Raw genomic sequence first — 15,262 nt, forward strand, 5'->3', positions numbered from 1 at the left:
CTTCGCCTTCATGCTGCCTCCCGGAACGCCCCCGAACGCCATCGTCTACGGCACCGGCGAGATCGAGCTGAAGGACATGATGAAGTGCGGCCTCGGCCTGAAGATCATCTCTCTGATCATCTTCCCCATCGTTCTGTACTTCATCGTCATGGGTGTCTTCGGCATCGGCACTGTCTGACCGGCTGTCCCGGTACATCGACCAGGAGCTCCGCGCACTGTGTGCGCGGAGCTCCTTTTTCCGCCCGCCGGTTCCCCCGCTTCCGCTCCGGCAGGATCCACGGCTGCCGGCGGACCACCCGGCGGCGCTCTGCTCCCGGCGCGCTCCGGTCATTTCCGGTGGTGCGCCTTCGGGGTGGACAGTCCATCCTCTCCGCCGCCTTTTCCGGCAGGACACGGCCAGCGCCGCCGGGAAAGCCGGGAGGTCCCACTCCCATACCGGAGACCGATTCTCCGGACACCGGCATCCGCCTCGCTCCAGAGCGGCCGGGCGCAGAGCCGTTTTGCCCCGCGCATCCCGCCGCCCGCTTCTCTTGCGCGGTGCCTCCTCCGCAGGAGCATCCCGGTCCCCAGGCGTCTGTCCGAAGCACCAGGCTCCTGCGCCCGGATCCGCCGGAAAAGAAAAGCCCCGACCCCTTCCGAAACGGAAGGGGTCGGGGTGAGTGTGTGTGGTTTCTTTATCGCTCGGGCTTGCAGGGGGTCTCTTTTTCCACGTTGATGTGGTGGCCGCTGTAAGTGCCGGGAATGGCCTGTACCTGGGCCTTGGCGGCAGCCAGCAGCTTGGAGAAGGAGATGCCGGTGTCATAGCCCATCTCATTGAGGGCCCACACCACATCCTCCGTGGACAGGTTGCCGGATGCGCCGGGGGCGAAGGGGCAGCCGCCCAGGCCGCCCAGAGCGGCCTGCACCTTGGTGACGCCCATCTCCATGGCCGCCAGGGTGTTGGCCATGCCCAGGCCGCGGGTATCGTGGAAGTGGACCATCAGGTCCAGATCGGGATAGGCCTCCTTCACGGCGCTGATCACCGCACGCACCTGGGCAGGATCGGCGATGCCGATGGTATCGCACAGGCAGCAGGTCTTCATACCGGCGTCCACATAGTCCTTCAGGAAGTTGACCGCCGCGGCGGGATCGTCATACTTCCCCTCGAAGGGGCAGCCGAAGGTGGTGGCCAGGTCCACGATGATGTCCAGGTCGGGATAGGCGGCCCGGATCTCCTTGTAGGCCTCCAGGGACTGCTCGTGGGTGCGGTTGATGTTGGCCTTGTTGTGGCTCTTGCTGAGGGAGACCACGTAGCACACCCGCCGCAGGCCCAGCTCATAGGCGTTCTGTGCGCCCCGCAGGTTGGGGATCAGGGCGAACAGGTCCAGGCTGGGATACTTCTCCAGCACCACCCGGGTCACGTCGGCGGCGTCCGCCAGCTGGGGGATGGCCTTGGGGCTGACAAAGGAGGTGTACTCGATATGCTTCACACCGGCGGCCACCAGCTGGTCGATGACGGTCAGCTTCTGCTCCGTGGTGATGGGGGCGCACTTGACGCTCTGGAATCCGTCCCGGGGCCCCACTTCAATGACTTCAACTTGCTTGCTCATGGTAAAAGAAAGCCTCCTTGAAAATCAGATGACGCCCTTCTCCTTCAGCTCGGCCAGCTTGGCCTCGTCGAAGCCCAGCATCTCGCCATAGATGGCGGCGTTGTCCTCGCCCAGCAGGGGTGCGCCCTTCCGGGGGCAGGACTTGGTGCGGGTCAGCTTCTGGGCCATGGCCGTGATCTGCAGCTTGCCCATGCCGGGCTGATCGATCTCCGGGAACATGCCACGGGCGCCGGCGATCTGGGGATCCTTCACCAGCCGGTCGATGGTGTTCACCGGGCAGGCCGGGCAGCCGGCGTCGTTGAGCATCTTGTCGATCTCGTCGATGGTGTAGTCCTTGGTCCAGTCGCAGATGATGGCCCGCAGCTCCTCGTGGTTGGCGATGCGCTCCTGGATGCCCACGAACTTGGGATCGTCGGCCAGCTCGGGCTTGCCCATCACGCTGCACAGGATCTTCCACAGCTTGGCGTTGCCGGCGGCAATGACCACGTCGCCGTCCTTGGCCGGGAACACGTCATAGGGATAGGTGGACTCATAGCGGTTGCCGATGCGCTGGGGGATGCGGCCGGTGGACTGATAGATCATGGTGATGTTCTCCATGGCGGAGGCCACAGAGTCCACCAGGGCCACATCGACCTTTTCGCCCAGGCCGGTCTTCTGCTTGTTCACCAGGGCCGCCAGCACGCCGACGGTCAGGTTCAGGCCGCCCAGCACGTCGCCCATGGGGGTGCCGCAGCGGGTGGCGGGGCCGCCGGGCCAGCCGGTGGTGCTCATCAGACCGCCCATGGCCTGGCCGACGATATCATAACCCGCGCGCTTGCTGTAGGGGCCGGTGTGGCCGAAGCCGGAGCAGGCGCCATAGATGATGCCGGGGTTGATCTCCTTCAGCACATCGTAGCCCAGGCCCAGCTTCTCCATGGTGCCGGGACGATAGTTCTCGATCACCACGTCGGCCTTCTTCACCATCTCCTTGAAGATCTCCTTGGCCTCGGGGTCCTTCAGGTTCAGGGTGACACCCATCTTGCTGCGGTTGAAGTTCGCATAGTAAACGCTCTGATCATTGACAAAGGGGCCCATGCTCCGGCTGTCATCGCCCTTGCCGGGCTGCTCGACCTTGATGACCGTGGCGCCCATATCCGCCATCAGCGCACCGCAATAGGGGCCGGCCAGCACACGGGTCAGGTCCAGAACAACGACGCCTTCCAGCAGTCCTTTTTCTTGCTCCATGATAAAAACCTTCCTTTTCATCATCATTATTACGCATTTGGAATGGACCCACCGCTCCGGGGGCGAGACCGGAGGGGGTCGTGATCCTGTCCCTGATATAAAGCAATTTTTATGCCAACTCTCAGCGAGGCTGCATCCCCCTGAAACCTGCAGAAACGGCGGGATTTCCAGCGTCACTGCCCCTCCGGCGCGGAAAATGTATCACAAAACGTTGAATGTTAGTCGATACAGCGTTACATTTTGCAACACCCGAAAATGTTCACCCCTCGAATCGAGAAGATGTCCATATCGATATGGATGGGTACGCATTACAGCTTGGAGATCAATATGGCAAAGTCGAGCGGACTGATTTCTCTGTATTCACCATACTGGGCACAGCTGCGAAACGCCTCCCAAGTATTTTCTGTAAATGATTCAATGTAGGGAAATACGGTGTCCGTCTTGCTGATAAACGGATGATCTTCCACCTCGCAGATGTATGGGTAGATTATCTCCCGGCTCTTGATTTCATCCGGCCAGTACAGGTCATCGACTTTCACACGGGATGCCCTTTTCTCCACAATCTGCTCCTTAATCTTATACCCTGTCAACCTGCAAAGGGGAAGCTCCTGCCTGCGGATCCGGTCAATAAAACGAGCTCTTGTCTCCCGTTTTCCGGCCAAATCCAAAAACAGGCAGATGTCATTCGGCCGCAGGTCCTGAATGAACAGATTTTTTTCGTAGCCCTTCGATTTGAATCCAATCACAAAAGGCCCGGACTCGTCTTTTCTGTAGAACGCGTCTTTTCCAAAATAATTTGCCCGTGCTCTGGCACTCAGCGGATAGAGAATGATTCTCGGAATCTCCCGCTTATATTCGCCAACCATATAGGTCTTCAAAGTCTCTTCGATATATGCGGGAGCCTTCCGCCGGAACCAGGCAGAAAAGCTCTTTTTGAACTGCCCTTCCGCCATGCTTTCAAAAATCGACACCTGCTGGACGCGCGTAATCTCCTTATTCCTCCGGAGCACCAAAAGGACGCCGTTTCCGCTTAAAAATTTCTGAAAATCAGGGCTTTTGGGATGCCCGTGCTGTTCAAAATTTGTGGAGATCCATTCGACTTCCAGGGGGATCCAGATCCCGTTTTCCAGCTCCGCGTTCAAATCCCAAAAAGTTCCCTTATTGTTGCGTACCGCACGGATTATCTTCATACGGGAGGCATGTCCATATTGAACCGTCAGATTCAAATCGGCGATTTTGTCAATTACAAATTCCTGAAGCACAATTTCGTGGATATACTCACTCATACCGATTTCCTCCAAGGTGAACTTTTCGTTTTATATAGACACAATATACCATAAAATACCGGCAGTACAAACCATATTTTTACTCTCGGCTAAAAGCAAAGGGGGATATTCCAAGGGGCGCCGTTTTTTATGGCATGGGGAGTAGCCTTCAGGTTTTAGCCTTCGGTCCGCATGCAAAACTGCCTGAAGGGGGCGGTTAAAATCGATATTCTGAAGTCTCGAAAAGGTATAGGAGAACCACTCAACCGGCCTTCTGGCCGGCGGCGCTTTTGCGCCGTACGAGCGTTTTGCCGCAGGCAAAACCTCGGCGCAGGCGGAATTCATTTCCGCCGAGCATTTTAAACCAAAGGGTGGAAGCCGCCTTTGGCGGCTGGAACCCAAAAAGAAAGACACGACTTACGTCGTGTCTTTCTTTTTGGTGCGGGTAACAGGACTTGAACCTGCACGGTTGCCCAATGGAACCTAAATCCATCGTGTCTGCCAATTCCACCATACCCGCAAATCCGCAGCGTTCGGATAATCGCAGTATATCACATCTCTCCCTCTTGAACAATAGAAAAATCTACGATACAATGAAATTTAATTCGTTCAAAATCATCGATTGGAAAAGAGGAAGCGTACCATGACGACCCCACGCGTTGCTGCCATTCACGACATGTCCGGCTTCGGCCGATGTTCCCTCACGGTGGCCATCCCCATCCTCTCCGCCATGGGGGTCCAGTGCTGCCCCCTGCCCACGGCGTTTCTCTCCACCCACACCGGCGGGTTCGAGGGATTCACCTTTCTGGACATGACGGACGAGATGCCCAGGATCGCCGCTCATTGGGCCAGCCTGAACATCGAGTTCCAGGCCATCTACAGCGGCTTTCTGGGCAGCGAGCGGCAGATCGCCATCGTGGCAGACTTCATCCACCGGTTCCGGCGGTCCGGGACCATCGTGGTGGTGGACCCGGTGATGGGGGATTTCGGCCGGATATACCAGACCTACACCGCCGCCATGTGCGGCGGCATGGCCCGCCTGGCGGAGCTGGCGGACGTCATCACCCCCAATCTGACGGAGGCGGCGCTGCTGCTGGGCCAGCCCTATGAGACGCTGCCCGCCGGGGAGGCCGGCCTGCGGCAGATCACGGAGCGGCTGAGCCTGGAGGGCCGGCGCTCCGTGGTGCTGACCGGGGCCTCCCTGGCTCCCGGCCAGACCGGCGCCGTGTGCTTTGATGCCCGCACCGGTCAGACCCAGGTGGTCCAGACCGCCTACATCGCCCACGAGTTCCACGGCACCGGCGACGTGTTCTCCAGCGTCCTCACCGGGGCGCTGGTACGGGGCGCATCTCTCGCCGAGGCCGCCGGAGAGGCGGCGGGCTTCGTCCGGGCCTGCGCGGAGCGGACCGCGGCGGAGGACCTGCCCATGCGGGAGGGGGTGGACTTCGAGCCCCTGCTGGGACTGCTGGTCCCGGGAAAGGAGACGGTATGACCTCCTTTCCCTCTCTGCGGCGGCTGAATGTCTCCTACACGCTGGTCCATGTGGTCTACTGGGCCCTGTTCGCCGTCTTTGCGGGCTATCAGACGTCCCTGCTGCTGGGCCGGGGCTTCACCAGCGGAGAGGCGGGCGTGTTCGCCTCTATCCGGTGCTTTGCGGGCATCCTGGCCCAGCCCCTGCTGGGCGGCTGGGCGGACCGCCATCCGGAGGTCCCCATCAAGCGCCTGCTGAACGTCTGCCTGGTGCTGGCCCTGGGGGTCAACGGGGTGTTCTATGCCACCCGCCCCGGCTTCTGGGGCACGGCGGTGATCTTTCTGGCCCTGGGCATCCTGGAACTGAACGCCTACCCCCTGCTGGACTCCATGGCGGTGCAGTTCATCGCCGCCGGAGTCCCTGTGTCCTACAGCCTCAGCCGGGGGCTGGGGTCTCTGTCCTATGCCCTGGCCTGTGTGGTGTGCGGCCAGCAGGCGGTGCGCTTCGGCACGGAGAGCCTGCTGCTGACCCACATGGCCCTGCTGGTGCTGATGATCGCGGCCGTGGCCCTGTACCCCGCCTTTCCAAGGGAGGCTCTGCCGCCCCGGGCACAGGGCCAGCAGCCCCATTCGATCCTGTACATCCTGAAGAGCAGCCGCTCCTTCACCCTGACGCTGGTGAGCCTGTTCTTCGCCCTGGCGGCCATCATGCCCATCGTCAGCTTCATGGTGAACCTCGTCACGGACCGGGGCGGCGACCAGGGCCACCTGGGCCTGGCCCTGTTCCTGATGGGCGCGTCGGAGCTGCCGGCGGCGCTGCTGTTCACGCCCCTGTTCCGCCGGTTCGGCGCTGCGGGGACCCTGCGGATCTCCATCTGCTTCATGGCGGTGAAGCCCCTGCTGTTCCTGCTGGCCCCCGGCCTGACGGGACTTCTGCTGGTACAGCCCATCCAGCTGCTGGGGTACGGGCTGTTCACCCCCGCCTCCGTGTACTACGCCAACGCCAACGTCGCCCCGGAGGACCAGGTGAAGGGCCAGTCCATCATGATGATCGCCTCCAACGGGCTGGGGGCCATGTTCGGCAACTTCCTGGCCGGGTACGCCATCGACTGGGGCGGCGCCGGCGCCATGCTGGGCATGTGCCTGGCCTTCGGCGTCATCGGCGTGCTCTTCATGCTGGCGGCAGGGCGCATAAAGAAATGAACTCATCGCCGCCCGCCAAAATGGTGCGGTTCTTTCTTGTCAGTGCGTCCCGCCAAATAGTCAAGACTGACCCGATAATATCCGGCCAGTTGGACCCAATATCTCAGCGGCATCTCACGTTCGCCTCTTTCGTACTTTGAATAGCAGTTCTGGCTGCACGCCAATTGTTCGGCAACGTCTTTCTGCGTCATATGGTTTTCTATGCGCATCTGTCTGAGTCTTGGATATTTCATACGGATCACCAATGTGATCCTACCACGCTTTCTATCTCAGAACCGATATTTTGAATAAATTGTTCTAAACTGTTCCGGACAGGCGGGACTTTTTTCCATTTTCACAGTCTGCCAAAACTTTTACTTGACCTTCCCCCGGGGGGAAGGTGTATCCTGACACTGTCATCACGCCGGAGCGTCCGGCACAGACGCCCTGCGGGGCGGGAAAGGAAACGACTATGAACACACTGCACACACGCTGGAAGGCCCTGGTCCTGGCCCTCCTTCTGGCCCTGAGCCTGGCGGTCCCTGCCGCGGCGGCGGAGACAGAGACCGCGGCTGCGGATCTCCAGACCCTGGCGGACACCGCCGCCACCTACGCCGCCCAGTACGGCGGCGCCCAGAGCCTGCAGTACGCCCTGTGGCAGGACGGGGAGATCGTCCTCACCGGCCATGTGGGCGACTTCTCCCGGTCTGAGAATCGCCTGATGACCGGGGAAGAGCTGTACGGCATCGGCTCCGTCAGCAAGATCTACACCACCGTGGCCGTCATGCAGCTGGTGGAGGACGGCAGGGTCTCCCTGGACGCCCCGGTGACCCGGTACCTGCCGGACTTCAAGATGGCGGATGAGCGGTACAAAGACATCGCCGTCCGGATGCTGCTGAACCACTCCTCCGGCATCCTGGGCACCGGCCTCTCCGGCGCCATGCTGTTCGGCGAGGCCAGCACCGAAGCCCACGACACGCTGCTGGAGAAGCTCTCCACCCAGCGGCTGGCGGCGGATCCCGGCGCCTTCAGCGTCTACTGCAACGACGGCTTCACCCTGGCGGAGCTGGTGGTGGAGGCCGTCACCGGCCAGTCCTTCATGGACTATGTGGACGAGCAGATCCTGGCTCCCCTGGACCTGGACCGCACCTTCGCCCCCGGCGGGGACTTTGACACCGGCGATCTGGCCCCCATTTACCGGGGCACCGATCCCCGGGCCCTGCCCCAGGATGCCCTGAACGCCATCGGCGCCGGCGGCATCTACGCCTCCGCCTCCGATCTTGCTTCCTTCGGCGGCGCCCTGACAGGCACGGAGCTGCTGCGCCAGTCCAGCCTGGACGCCATGGCCGCCCCGGAGTATGCCCGCGGCATCTGGCCCGACAGCGGGGAGCCGGACTCCCTGGCCTACGGCCTGGGCTGGGACAACATGGAGTGGTATCCCTTCTGCCAGAGCGATATCCAGGCTCTGGTAAAGGGCGGCGACACCCTGTACTACCACGCCGGCCTGGTGGTCCTGCCGGAGTATGACATGGCCGCCGCAGTGGTCAGCTCCGGCGGTGTGTCCACTTACGACCAGCTGGCCGCCAACCAGATCCTCATCGCCGCTCTGGAAGAGGACGGCGTCACCGTGGATCAGACCGTGAAGACCCTGCCCGCCGCAGAACCCGCCGCCATGCCGGCGGAGCAGCTGGAAAATGCCGGGTACTACGGCTCCACCTCCATTCAGTACCGGGTGGAGATCAGCGAAGACGGCACCATGACCCTGTCCACCATGAACTATCCCACCACCATGCCGGCCCAGACCTTCTCCTATTACAGCGACGGCTCCTTCCGGGACGCCACCGGCATGTCCTTCATCTCCTTCGTGAAGGAGAGCAACGGCCAGACCTATCTGTATCAGCAGGCCGTCTCTCCGCTGCCGGGGCTGGGGGCGCTGCCCGTCGCCAACTATGCGGCCATGCAGCTGCCGGAGAATCCCCTCTCCCCCGAGGTGGCCGCTGCCTGGGAAAACGTCGCCACCACGGGCATCCTGCCCATGAACGAGCCTTACAACTCCCAGACCTTCCTGGCGCTGGCGGACTCCGCCTCCACCGCGGAGACGCCGGAGGTGGTCCCCGGCTATATCGGCGCCGCCCGCATCGTGGACGAGACCACCGCCCGCTCTGAGATCCAGGTGCCCGGCGTGGGCAGCCGGGACGGCGTGGACTACCAGCTGGAGGACCGGGACGGCGTCCTCTGGATCGACGCCAAGGGCAGCCTCTACATGGACGCCGCTGCCGCCCCCAGCCTGTTCACCGGCTCCGGCTGGGCCTACAGCACCATTCAGGATGACGGCTACGCCCGCTGGTACCAGGTGGGCTCTGCCGCCGGAAAGGCCATGACCGTCCAGGTGCCGGAGAACGCCGGCTTCTGGGTCTATGACGGTGCCGGTCAGCTGACGGCCTCCTCCGTCCTGTGGGGAGACACCACCGTCACCCTGCCGGAGGGCGGGACGATCGTCTTTGCCGGTGATCCCGGCGCCCGGTTCCATCTGCGCTTCCAGGGCTGAGAACGCCAGACAGCCGTGCCGCTTTTCGCGGCACGGCTGTTTTTCTGCGCGCAGAGACTCAGGCCTCTCCCCGCACCGGCCCGACAGACAGGCTGCAGGGCTTGTAGGCAGAGGTCAGGACCTTTTCAAAGATGGGCGCTTCCGGCGATTCCACCCGCTTGAGGATCTCTTCTCCCGCGGCCTCACCCAGCTCCTCCACCGGCTGGATGATGGTGTCCATCTGGTCGGCATACAGGGTGTACACGTCGGAGTCATAGTCCACGAAGCTCACCAGATCGATGTCCTTCCCCAGCCGGATGCCCTTCTGGTGCAGGTAGATGATGGTCTCCGAGGCCATCATCCCCTGACAGACGATGATGGCGTCGCACCTGCGCTCCAGCAGCTTGTCCAGACAGGCGCAGGCGCTGTTCTCCAGGGAGTCGCCGTACTGGATCAGGCCCTCTTCCTCCGGCAGGCCGCAGTCCGCCATGGCCTGGCGGTAGGCGGAGATCCGCTCCTGGGTGCTGGAGAGCCGGGGCAGGCCGCCGGTGATGCCGATGCGCCGGTCCCCCTTCCCCGCCAGGCGGCAGACGCTGCGGTAGATAGGCTGGAAGTTGGACACGCAGATGGAGGAGTACTTCTTCTCCTCAAACACCCGGTCCACCAGCACCACCGGGAATCCGGCGGGGATCAGCGCGTCGAACCGCTGGAAGTCGTCCATGGTGCTGGCCACCAGCAGTCCGTCCACCAGCCCCGCCGTCAGCAGGCGGATGTTGGTCTCCTCCCGCTCCATATTCTCCCGGGTGTTGGCGATGATCAGCTGATAGCCGTGGGCAGAGAGATATTTTTCCACGGATTCGATCATGGTGGCGAAGAATTTATTGGCGATATCGGGCACAATAAAGCCGATGATCTTCTTCTTTCCCGTCCGGAAGCTGCGGGCGGAGGCGTCCGGCGTGTACCCCAGTTCCGCAATGGCCCGGTACACCTTCTCCTTCGTCTCGTTGGACACATACCGGGTATTGTTGATGGTGTGGGACACGGTGGCGGTGGATACTCCCGCCAGCTTCGCCACATCGCTGATGGTCACCTTCATGGGACGTCCTCCTTACGCAATGGTTCCTTGCTTTACGCAAACAATTAGCCCCTACAGTATAGGACAGGCGCCCCGCCGCGTCAAGACTTTTTTCTGCCGCTCTCGTTGAAAAATTGTGAAATATGCCCTTTTTCTTATGGATTATCCACAGCCTGCCAAAGAAAATGTTATCTGAATTGACAGTTGCAAATCCCTCCGCCGTGTGATAATATACAAATGTTGTATGTGCAAAAACGTTTACGCAAACGTTTTGATGAAGCACCGGTCCGGTGCGTTTTATTTGTGAAAGGAGTCTTTCCCGTATGAACACCAAAATCGGTATCAATGGCTTCGGCCGCATCGGCCGTCTCGTCTTCCGTGCCGCCCTGCAGCGTGACGATGTGGAGGTCGTCGGGCTGAACGATCCCTTCATGAACCCCGAGTATATGGCCTACATGCTGAAGTACGACAGCGTGCACGGCAAGTTCCCCGGCGAGGTCTCCGCCGAGGACGGCGCTCTGGTCGTCAACGGCAAGAAGTATCCCGTCTTCACCGCCATGGAGGTCAAGGACATTCCCTGGGCTTCCGTCGGCGCTGAGTATATCTGCGAGTGCACCGGCAAGCACCTGAGCAAGGATCTGTGCCAGGGCCACATCGATGCCGGCGCCAAGCACGTCATCATGGGCGCCCCCTCCAAGGACGACACCCCCATGTTCGTCATGGGCGTCAACAACGACAAGTACACCTCTGACATGACCTTCGTGTCCAACGCCTCCTGCACCACCAACTGCCTGGCTCCCATCGCCAAGGTCCTGAACGAGAAGTTCGGCATCGTGGAAGGCCTGATGACCACCGTCCACTCCGTCACCCCCACCCAGAAGCTGCTGGACGGCGCTTCTCTGAAGGACTGGCGCGGCGGCCGTGCTGCCACCGGCAACATCATCCCCTCCTCCACCGGCGCCGCCAAGGCCGTGGGCAAGGTCATTCCCGAGCTGAACGGCAAGCTGACCGGCATCTCCATGCGGGTCCCCACTCTGGACGTGTCCGTGGTGGACCTGACCGCCAAGCTGGCGAAGCCCGCCTCTTACGAGGACATCTGCGCCGCCATGAAGGAGGCCTCTGAGGGCGAGCTGAAGGGTATCCTGGGCTACACCGACGAGGACGTGGTCTCCAGCGACTTCCTGGGCGATCCCCGCACCTCCATCTTCGACAAGAAGGCCGGCCTGTCCCTGACCGACACCTTCGTGAAGGTGGTCTCCTGGTACGACAACGAGTGCGGCTACTCCAACAAGATGGTGGACCTGATCCGCTACATGTCCTCTGTGGACCACAAGTGATCAATTGTACGCAAAAAGGTTCCGGGCCGATTCGGCCCGGAACCTTTTTGTATGAGAGCGCAGAAAAAATTAGGAATGAGGAATTAGAAATTTCAGTGTCCGGCAAGGCCGGACAGCAGATCTCCGCTCTGCGGCGCTGGACGAAAAACAAGCGGATATTGCATCCGCCCTCACAAGCCTTCTCAGAAAAATTCCTAATTCCGAACTCCTAATTTCTCATTAGACAAAGCACAACCCCCCGCTCGCTCCAACGACGAACGGGGGGCCTACTTCTGGATCGGAGTTTCCAATATGCTTTACCTCTTGCTTTCTTAGAATGCCGTTCGGATGCTGGGGTCATTGGGGAACTCAGGGGTTTGCCAATCCATAAAACATCGTTACACGCAGACGTCTGCTCTGGTTGCTACCAAAACCTGATTCTCGTGTGGCTCATCATCGTGAGGTATGTTTCGTCTTTGGGTCAATCCGGAGTTTCGCTGTTTGAGGAATTCCTCGGGTTCCGAACGGTTCAGGGTTTTCTTGGAATCTCTGAGCTAACTAGCCCATGGGACTCACTCCTTTCCTGTGACTATAATGTACAATAATTTCTGTGAAATGTCAAGCGTATTTGTTCGTTTTTACGTTTTTCATAATCATAAATCGATTGCTGACAGCAAGGTGCACAAATCCCCTGTCGAGCCGCCCGCTCAGCCCCGCAGCTGGCGCAGAAAAGCCGCAGGAGAGAGCGCCGCGTCCTGAAGGAACGCTTGGCGCAACGCCTCCAGATTCTCCTCGCTGTGCTCCAGCTCGCAGCACAGGCGGCGGATCGCCTCTTTCAGGCCGCACACCGCCGCCAGGCGCCGGGCCGTGAGGACCATCAGCACGCAGAACTGCGCCCGCCCCAGCAGATCGCCGTCGTTGACCGCCTTGAGGAGATGCCGGAACGCAAAGTAGGTGGCCAGCCGTTCCAGCAGCGCCTCCGGCACGTCGGCCGGCTGCGCATCGGCTCCACTGCGCAGAAGGTCCCGCCAGTCCCCGTCCAGAACCTCCAGCCCGGCCAGGACCTCCAGGGTGTATGGGAACAGACCCGGCCCGGGCGGCACCGCCGTCTCCGGCTGCTTCCAGTGCGCCGCCAGGGCCGGAAGCTCCTCCGCCTGATCCGCATCCAGCAGGACCTGCGCCTCCGTGGCCAGCAGCAGAAACGTCTCCAGCCGCTTCTCCAGCGGCCGGGACCGGTCTGCCAGCTCCCGGAGCAGCCGCTCCCGCAGGGGCAGGAGCCCTCGGAGCCACGGGTCGCCCGGCTCCGCCGGCTCGGCCGTCTCCCGCGTCAAAAAGGTCAGCGGGGCGTCGGAACCCAGCAGCAGGTCACAGGCCGCCGGGCAGGAGGCGCAGAGGCTGGTCTCCCGGAAGGGGCCGTAGTCCTCGGTAAAGCGGGGATGCTCCCGGCAGGTGACGCTGGTGGCCGCCTCTCCCAGCGCCCGGTGGATCTCGCACAGGTTCTCCCGGTCCAGGAAGGGACAGCGCCCGCCGTCCAGCCGGAAGCAGAGGTCTCCGTCTTCATCCGGCCCCATGGCGGCGCGGAGCCGCTTTCCCAGCGGCCCCGGGACCGTCCCGTAGCGGCGGGCCGTCTCCGGGTCGATGACCACCTCCCACTTTTCGCAGCAGGTGTGGGGGCAGGCCCCCGCCAGGCAGTGAAACGCCTCGTAATAATCCGGCACCCGGATCAGCACCGTGTCCTCTCCCCTTTCAATCGGCTTCGTCCATCTCCCGCAGCAGATGGAAGTGGTTTTTGCGGAAGGTCAGCACCCCCTCGTCCCGGAGCCTGCCCAGCGTGGTGGACATGGAGCTGCGGTCCACCGCCAGATAGTCCGCCAGCTGCTGGCGGTCCAGGGGGATGTCGAACTCGGACCGCCCCGCCTGCAGCGCCTGGGCGGACAGATAGCTGATGAGCTTGTCCCGGGTGGTCCGCCGGGCCATGTGGCCGATCTTCCGGGTGAGCGCCAGATTCCGCCCCGCCAGCATGGTCAGCAGATTCCGGGTGAAGATGGCAGCGCCCGGCAGATCGTCCGGCAGCGTCCGGCCGCTGTTCAGGAAGAGCGCCTCCGCCGCCTCCGCCGCCAGCACGCTCACCTCCAGCGGTTCGCCTTCGAGACAGGCATAGGACTCCGCGAACACCTCGCCGGGCCGGGCCAGGCCCACGATGGTGCGGCTGCCCCAGAAGTCCTCCTTCACGATGTGCAGCGTTCCGGAGAGGACCAGCCCCATCCGGTCCGCCCGCTCTCCCCGCCGCAGGACCGCCTCGCCCCGGCCATAGCGGTGCTCCCGGGCGTCAAGGCCCTCCAGCAGCCCGGGCAGGTCTTCCCGCGGGATCCCGCGGAACAGCGGCGCCCGCAGCAGCGTCAGTGAGTAGTCCATAAAGTTCCCCCATCACGTTGTAAAAACAACATACATTTTCCTCCCATTGTACGATACTATGTGACAGAAAGCAAGCACAACGTTTGAAACTCAGAAAAGGAGATACACTATGGTCAGAAGGATCATCGAGATCGATCAGGAGAAATGCAACGGCTGCGGCGCCTGTGCCGCAGCCTGTCATGAGGGCGCCATCGGCATGGTGGACGGCAAGGCCCGGCTGCTGCGGGACGACTACTGCGACGGCCTGGGCGACTGCCTGCCCACCTGTCCCACCGGGGCCATCACTTTTGTGGAGCGGGAGGCGGCGGCCTATGACGAGGCAGCGGTTCTGGCCAGGAAGACGGCTGCCCTGAAGGACACCGCCCCCCGGCAGGTGCCGCCCTCCGGCGGCTGCCCCGGCAGCATGGCCCAGGCCCTGCGGCCGGCAGCCCCGTCCCCTGACGCTGCCGCGTCTCAGGACGGCGCCGTGTCCCACCTGGCCCAGTGGCCGGTGCAGATCAAGCTGGTGCCTGCGGAGGCCCCCTATTTCAGCGGTGCAAAGCTGCTGATCGCGGCGGACTGCACGGCATACGCCCGGGCGGACTTCCACCGACGGTTCATGCGAGGCCGCATCACCCTGATCGGCTGCCCCAAGCTGGACGAGGGGGACTACGCCGAAAAGCTGACGGAGATCCTTCGCCGCAACGACATCCGGGAGGTGACCATCGTCCGGATGGACGTTCCCTGCTGCGGCGGCATGCAGCGGGCCGCGGAAACAGCTCTGCGGCAGAGCGGCAAGTTCATCCCCTGGCAGGTGGTGACACTGGGCCGGGATGGAAATATTCTCGATTAAACAGGAGTGACCCATATGAACGCAACAGTGAATGAGAACTGCATCGGCTGCGGCCTGTGTGCCGGCACCTGCCCGGAGGTCTTCCGCATGGGTGACGACGGCGTGGCCCACGGCAGCGGTATCCCGGATGGGCAGCTGGAAGCCGCCCAGGAGGCCCGGGACGGCTGCCCGGTCAGCGCCATCACCATCGAGGAGTGAGCCTCTCCCCCTCCGCCGGAGCGCGGAAAAAGGGGCCCTGTCCATTGGGACAGGGCCCCTTCAGCTTGTCGAAAAAGTCTTTTCGACAAGCTGCTTGCGATTCTCAGAACTTTGAAAAGTTCTGAGAATCGGTTGATTGGAAACGAAAGACACCCTTCCTGGGTTTCTT

14 protein-coding genes and 1 tRNA gene are annotated in these 15,262 nt (G+C 62.0%); 7 read left to right on the top strand and 8 right to left on the bottom strand.

Going from position 1 to position 15,262, the window contains the following annotated elements; all coding sequences use genetic code 11:
- Positions 1 to 10 precede the first annotated feature (10 nt).
- On the top strand, positions 11 to 178 hold the full coding sequence (locus tag H9X91_RS14820) for a hypothetical protein (RefSeq protein ID WP_420850743.1): 168 nt from the start codon (positions 11 to 13) through the stop codon (positions 176 to 178).
- Between the two features lie 496 nt (positions 179 to 674).
- Here H9X91_RS14820 and H9X91_RS13450 read toward each other — a convergent pair whose 3' ends face one another.
- The 4 genes from H9X91_RS13450 to H9X91_RS13465 all read right to left on the bottom strand — a co-directional run bounded on the left by H9X91_RS13450 (position 675) and on the right by H9X91_RS13465 (position 4,598).
- A complete protein-coding gene (locus H9X91_RS13450; RefSeq protein WP_204805742.1) occupies positions 675 to 1,589 on the bottom strand; it encodes a hydroxymethylglutaryl-CoA lyase in 915 nt (304 codons plus the stop codon).
- Positions 1,590 to 1,613: 24 nt separating this feature from the next.
- Positions 1,614 to 2,813 (bottom strand): CaiB/BaiF CoA transferase family protein, encoded by a 1,200-nt coding sequence (locus H9X91_RS13455; RefSeq protein ID WP_204805743.1) that lies wholly within the window; start codon positions 2,811 to 2,813, stop codon positions 1,614 to 1,616.
- A 308-nt stretch (positions 2,814 to 3,121) separates the two neighbouring features.
- Positions 3,122 to 4,099: a hypothetical protein gene (locus H9X91_RS13460; protein ID WP_204805744.1), complete on the bottom strand. Its 978-nt coding sequence runs from the start codon at positions 4,097 to 4,099 to the stop codon at positions 3,122 to 3,124.
- A gap of 416 nt (positions 4,100 to 4,515) precedes the next feature.
- Positions 4,516 to 4,598 (bottom strand) — tRNA-Leu (locus H9X91_RS13465).
- 123 nt (positions 4,599 to 4,721) lie between these two features.
- Between H9X91_RS13465 and H9X91_RS13470 the strand changes: the two genes are divergently transcribed.
- A complete protein-coding gene (locus tag H9X91_RS13470; protein WP_204805745.1) occupies positions 4,722 to 5,570 on the top strand; it encodes a pyridoxamine kinase in 849 nt (282 codons plus the stop codon).
- Entirely contained in the window at positions 5,567 to 6,751 is a 1,185-nt protein-coding gene (locus tag H9X91_RS13475; RefSeq protein WP_204805746.1) for an MFS transporter, read from the top strand. The genes H9X91_RS13470 and H9X91_RS13475 overlap by 4 nt, the downstream gene beginning before the upstream one ends.
- Positions 6,752 to 6,753: 2 nt before the next feature.
- On the opposite strand, the gene H9X91_RS13480 is transcribed toward H9X91_RS13475, so the two are convergent.
- The gene (locus tag H9X91_RS13480; protein ID WP_204805748.1) at positions 6,754 to 6,984 is read right to left on the bottom strand and encodes a helix-turn-helix domain-containing protein; all 231 of its coding nucleotides are present in this window, start codon (positions 6,982 to 6,984) and stop codon (positions 6,754 to 6,756) included.
- A 218-nt stretch (positions 6,985 to 7,202) separates the two neighbouring features.
- Here H9X91_RS13480 and H9X91_RS13485 point away from each other — a divergent pair, with 218 nt between their 5' ends.
- Positions 7,203 to 9,278: a serine hydrolase domain-containing protein gene (locus H9X91_RS13485; protein ID WP_204805750.1), complete on the top strand. Its 2,076-nt coding sequence runs from the start codon at positions 7,203 to 7,205 to the stop codon at positions 9,276 to 9,278.
- Between the two features lie 58 nt (positions 9,279 to 9,336).
- Here the strand turns inward: H9X91_RS13485 and H9X91_RS13490 are convergent, their stop codons facing one another.
- A complete protein-coding gene (locus H9X91_RS13490) occupies positions 9,337 to 10,353 on the bottom strand; it encodes a LacI family DNA-binding transcriptional regulator (protein ID WP_204805752.1) in 1,017 nt (338 codons plus the stop codon).
- 302 nt (positions 10,354 to 10,655) lie between these two features.
- Here H9X91_RS13490 and gap point away from each other — a divergent pair, with 302 nt between their 5' ends.
- A complete protein-coding gene (gene gap / locus H9X91_RS13495) occupies positions 10,656 to 11,669 on the top strand; it encodes a type I glyceraldehyde-3-phosphate dehydrogenase (RefSeq protein ID WP_204805754.1) in 1,014 nt (337 codons plus the stop codon).
- 686 nt (positions 11,670 to 12,355) lie between these two features.
- Here the strand turns inward: gap and fliB are convergent.
- Both fliB and H9X91_RS13505 read right to left on the bottom strand, forming a co-directional pair.
- Positions 12,356 to 13,378 (bottom strand): flagellin lysine-N-methylase, encoded by a 1,023-nt coding sequence (fliB, locus tag H9X91_RS14645; protein WP_204805755.1) that lies wholly within the window; start codon positions 13,376 to 13,378, stop codon positions 12,356 to 12,358.
- A 16-nt stretch (positions 13,379 to 13,394) separates the two neighbouring features.
- On the bottom strand, positions 13,395 to 14,063 hold the full coding sequence (locus H9X91_RS13505) for a Crp/Fnr family transcriptional regulator (RefSeq protein ID WP_204805756.1): 669 nt from the start codon (positions 14,061 to 14,063) through the stop codon (positions 13,395 to 13,397).
- 109 nt (positions 14,064 to 14,172) lie between these two features.
- Here H9X91_RS13505 and H9X91_RS13510 point away from each other — a divergent pair, with 109 nt between their 5' ends.
- Positions 14,173 to 14,895 (top strand): ATP-binding protein, encoded by a 723-nt coding sequence (locus H9X91_RS13510; protein WP_204805757.1) that lies wholly within the window; start codon positions 14,173 to 14,175, stop codon positions 14,893 to 14,895.
- 15 nt (positions 14,896 to 14,910) lie between these two features.
- Positions 14,911 to 15,093 (top strand): ferredoxin, encoded by a 183-nt coding sequence (locus H9X91_RS13515; RefSeq protein WP_204805758.1) that lies wholly within the window; start codon positions 14,911 to 14,913, stop codon positions 15,091 to 15,093.
- The last annotated feature ends 169 nt before the right edge of the window (positions 15,094 to 15,262 follow it).

Source organism: Oscillibacter valericigenes (genome assembly GCF_016902445.1).
Taxonomy (GTDB): domain Bacteria; phylum Bacillota; class Clostridia; order Oscillospirales; family Oscillospiraceae; genus Oscillibacter; species Oscillibacter avistercoris.

Coding starts and splice junctions, on each gene's coding strand:
- H9X91_RS13510 (WP_204805757.1), top strand. CDS start 14,173: ATGGTCAGAAGGATCATCGAGATCGATCAGGAGAAATGCAACGGCTGC.
- H9X91_RS13490 (WP_204805752.1), bottom strand. CDS start 10,353: ATGAAGGTGACCATCAGCGATGTGGCGAAGCTGGCGGGAGTATCCACC.
- H9X91_RS13475 (WP_204805746.1), top strand. CDS start 5,567: ATGACCTCCTTTCCCTCTCTGCGGCGGCTGAATGTCTCCTACACGCTG.
- H9X91_RS13460 (WP_204805744.1), bottom strand. CDS start 4,099: ATGAGTGAGTATATCCACGAAATTGTGCTTCAGGAATTTGTAATTGAC.
- H9X91_RS13450 (WP_204805742.1), bottom strand. CDS start 1,589: ATGAGCAAGCAAGTTGAAGTCATTGAAGTGGGGCCCCGGGACGGATTC.
- H9X91_RS13505 (WP_204805756.1), bottom strand. CDS start 14,063: ATGGACTACTCACTGACGCTGCTGCGGGCGCCGCTGTTCCGCGGGATC.
- gap (WP_204805754.1), top strand. CDS start 10,656: ATGAACACCAAAATCGGTATCAATGGCTTCGGCCGCATCGGCCGTCTC.
- H9X91_RS13470 (WP_204805745.1), top strand. CDS start 4,722: ATGACGACCCCACGCGTTGCTGCCATTCACGACATGTCCGGCTTCGGC.
- H9X91_RS13515 (WP_204805758.1), top strand. CDS start 14,911: ATGAACGCAACAGTGAATGAGAACTGCATCGGCTGCGGCCTGTGTGCC.
- H9X91_RS13455 (WP_204805743.1), bottom strand. CDS start 2,813: ATGGAGCAAGAAAAAGGACTGCTGGAAGGCGTCGTTGTTCTGGACCTG.
- H9X91_RS13480 (WP_204805748.1), bottom strand. CDS start 6,984: ATGAAATATCCAAGACTCAGACAGATGCGCATAGAAAACCATATGACG.
- H9X91_RS13485 (WP_204805750.1), top strand. CDS start 7,203: ATGAACACACTGCACACACGCTGGAAGGCCCTGGTCCTGGCCCTCCTT.
- H9X91_RS14820 (WP_420850743.1), top strand. CDS start 11: ATGCTGCCTCCCGGAACGCCCCCGAACGCCATCGTCTACGGCACCGGC.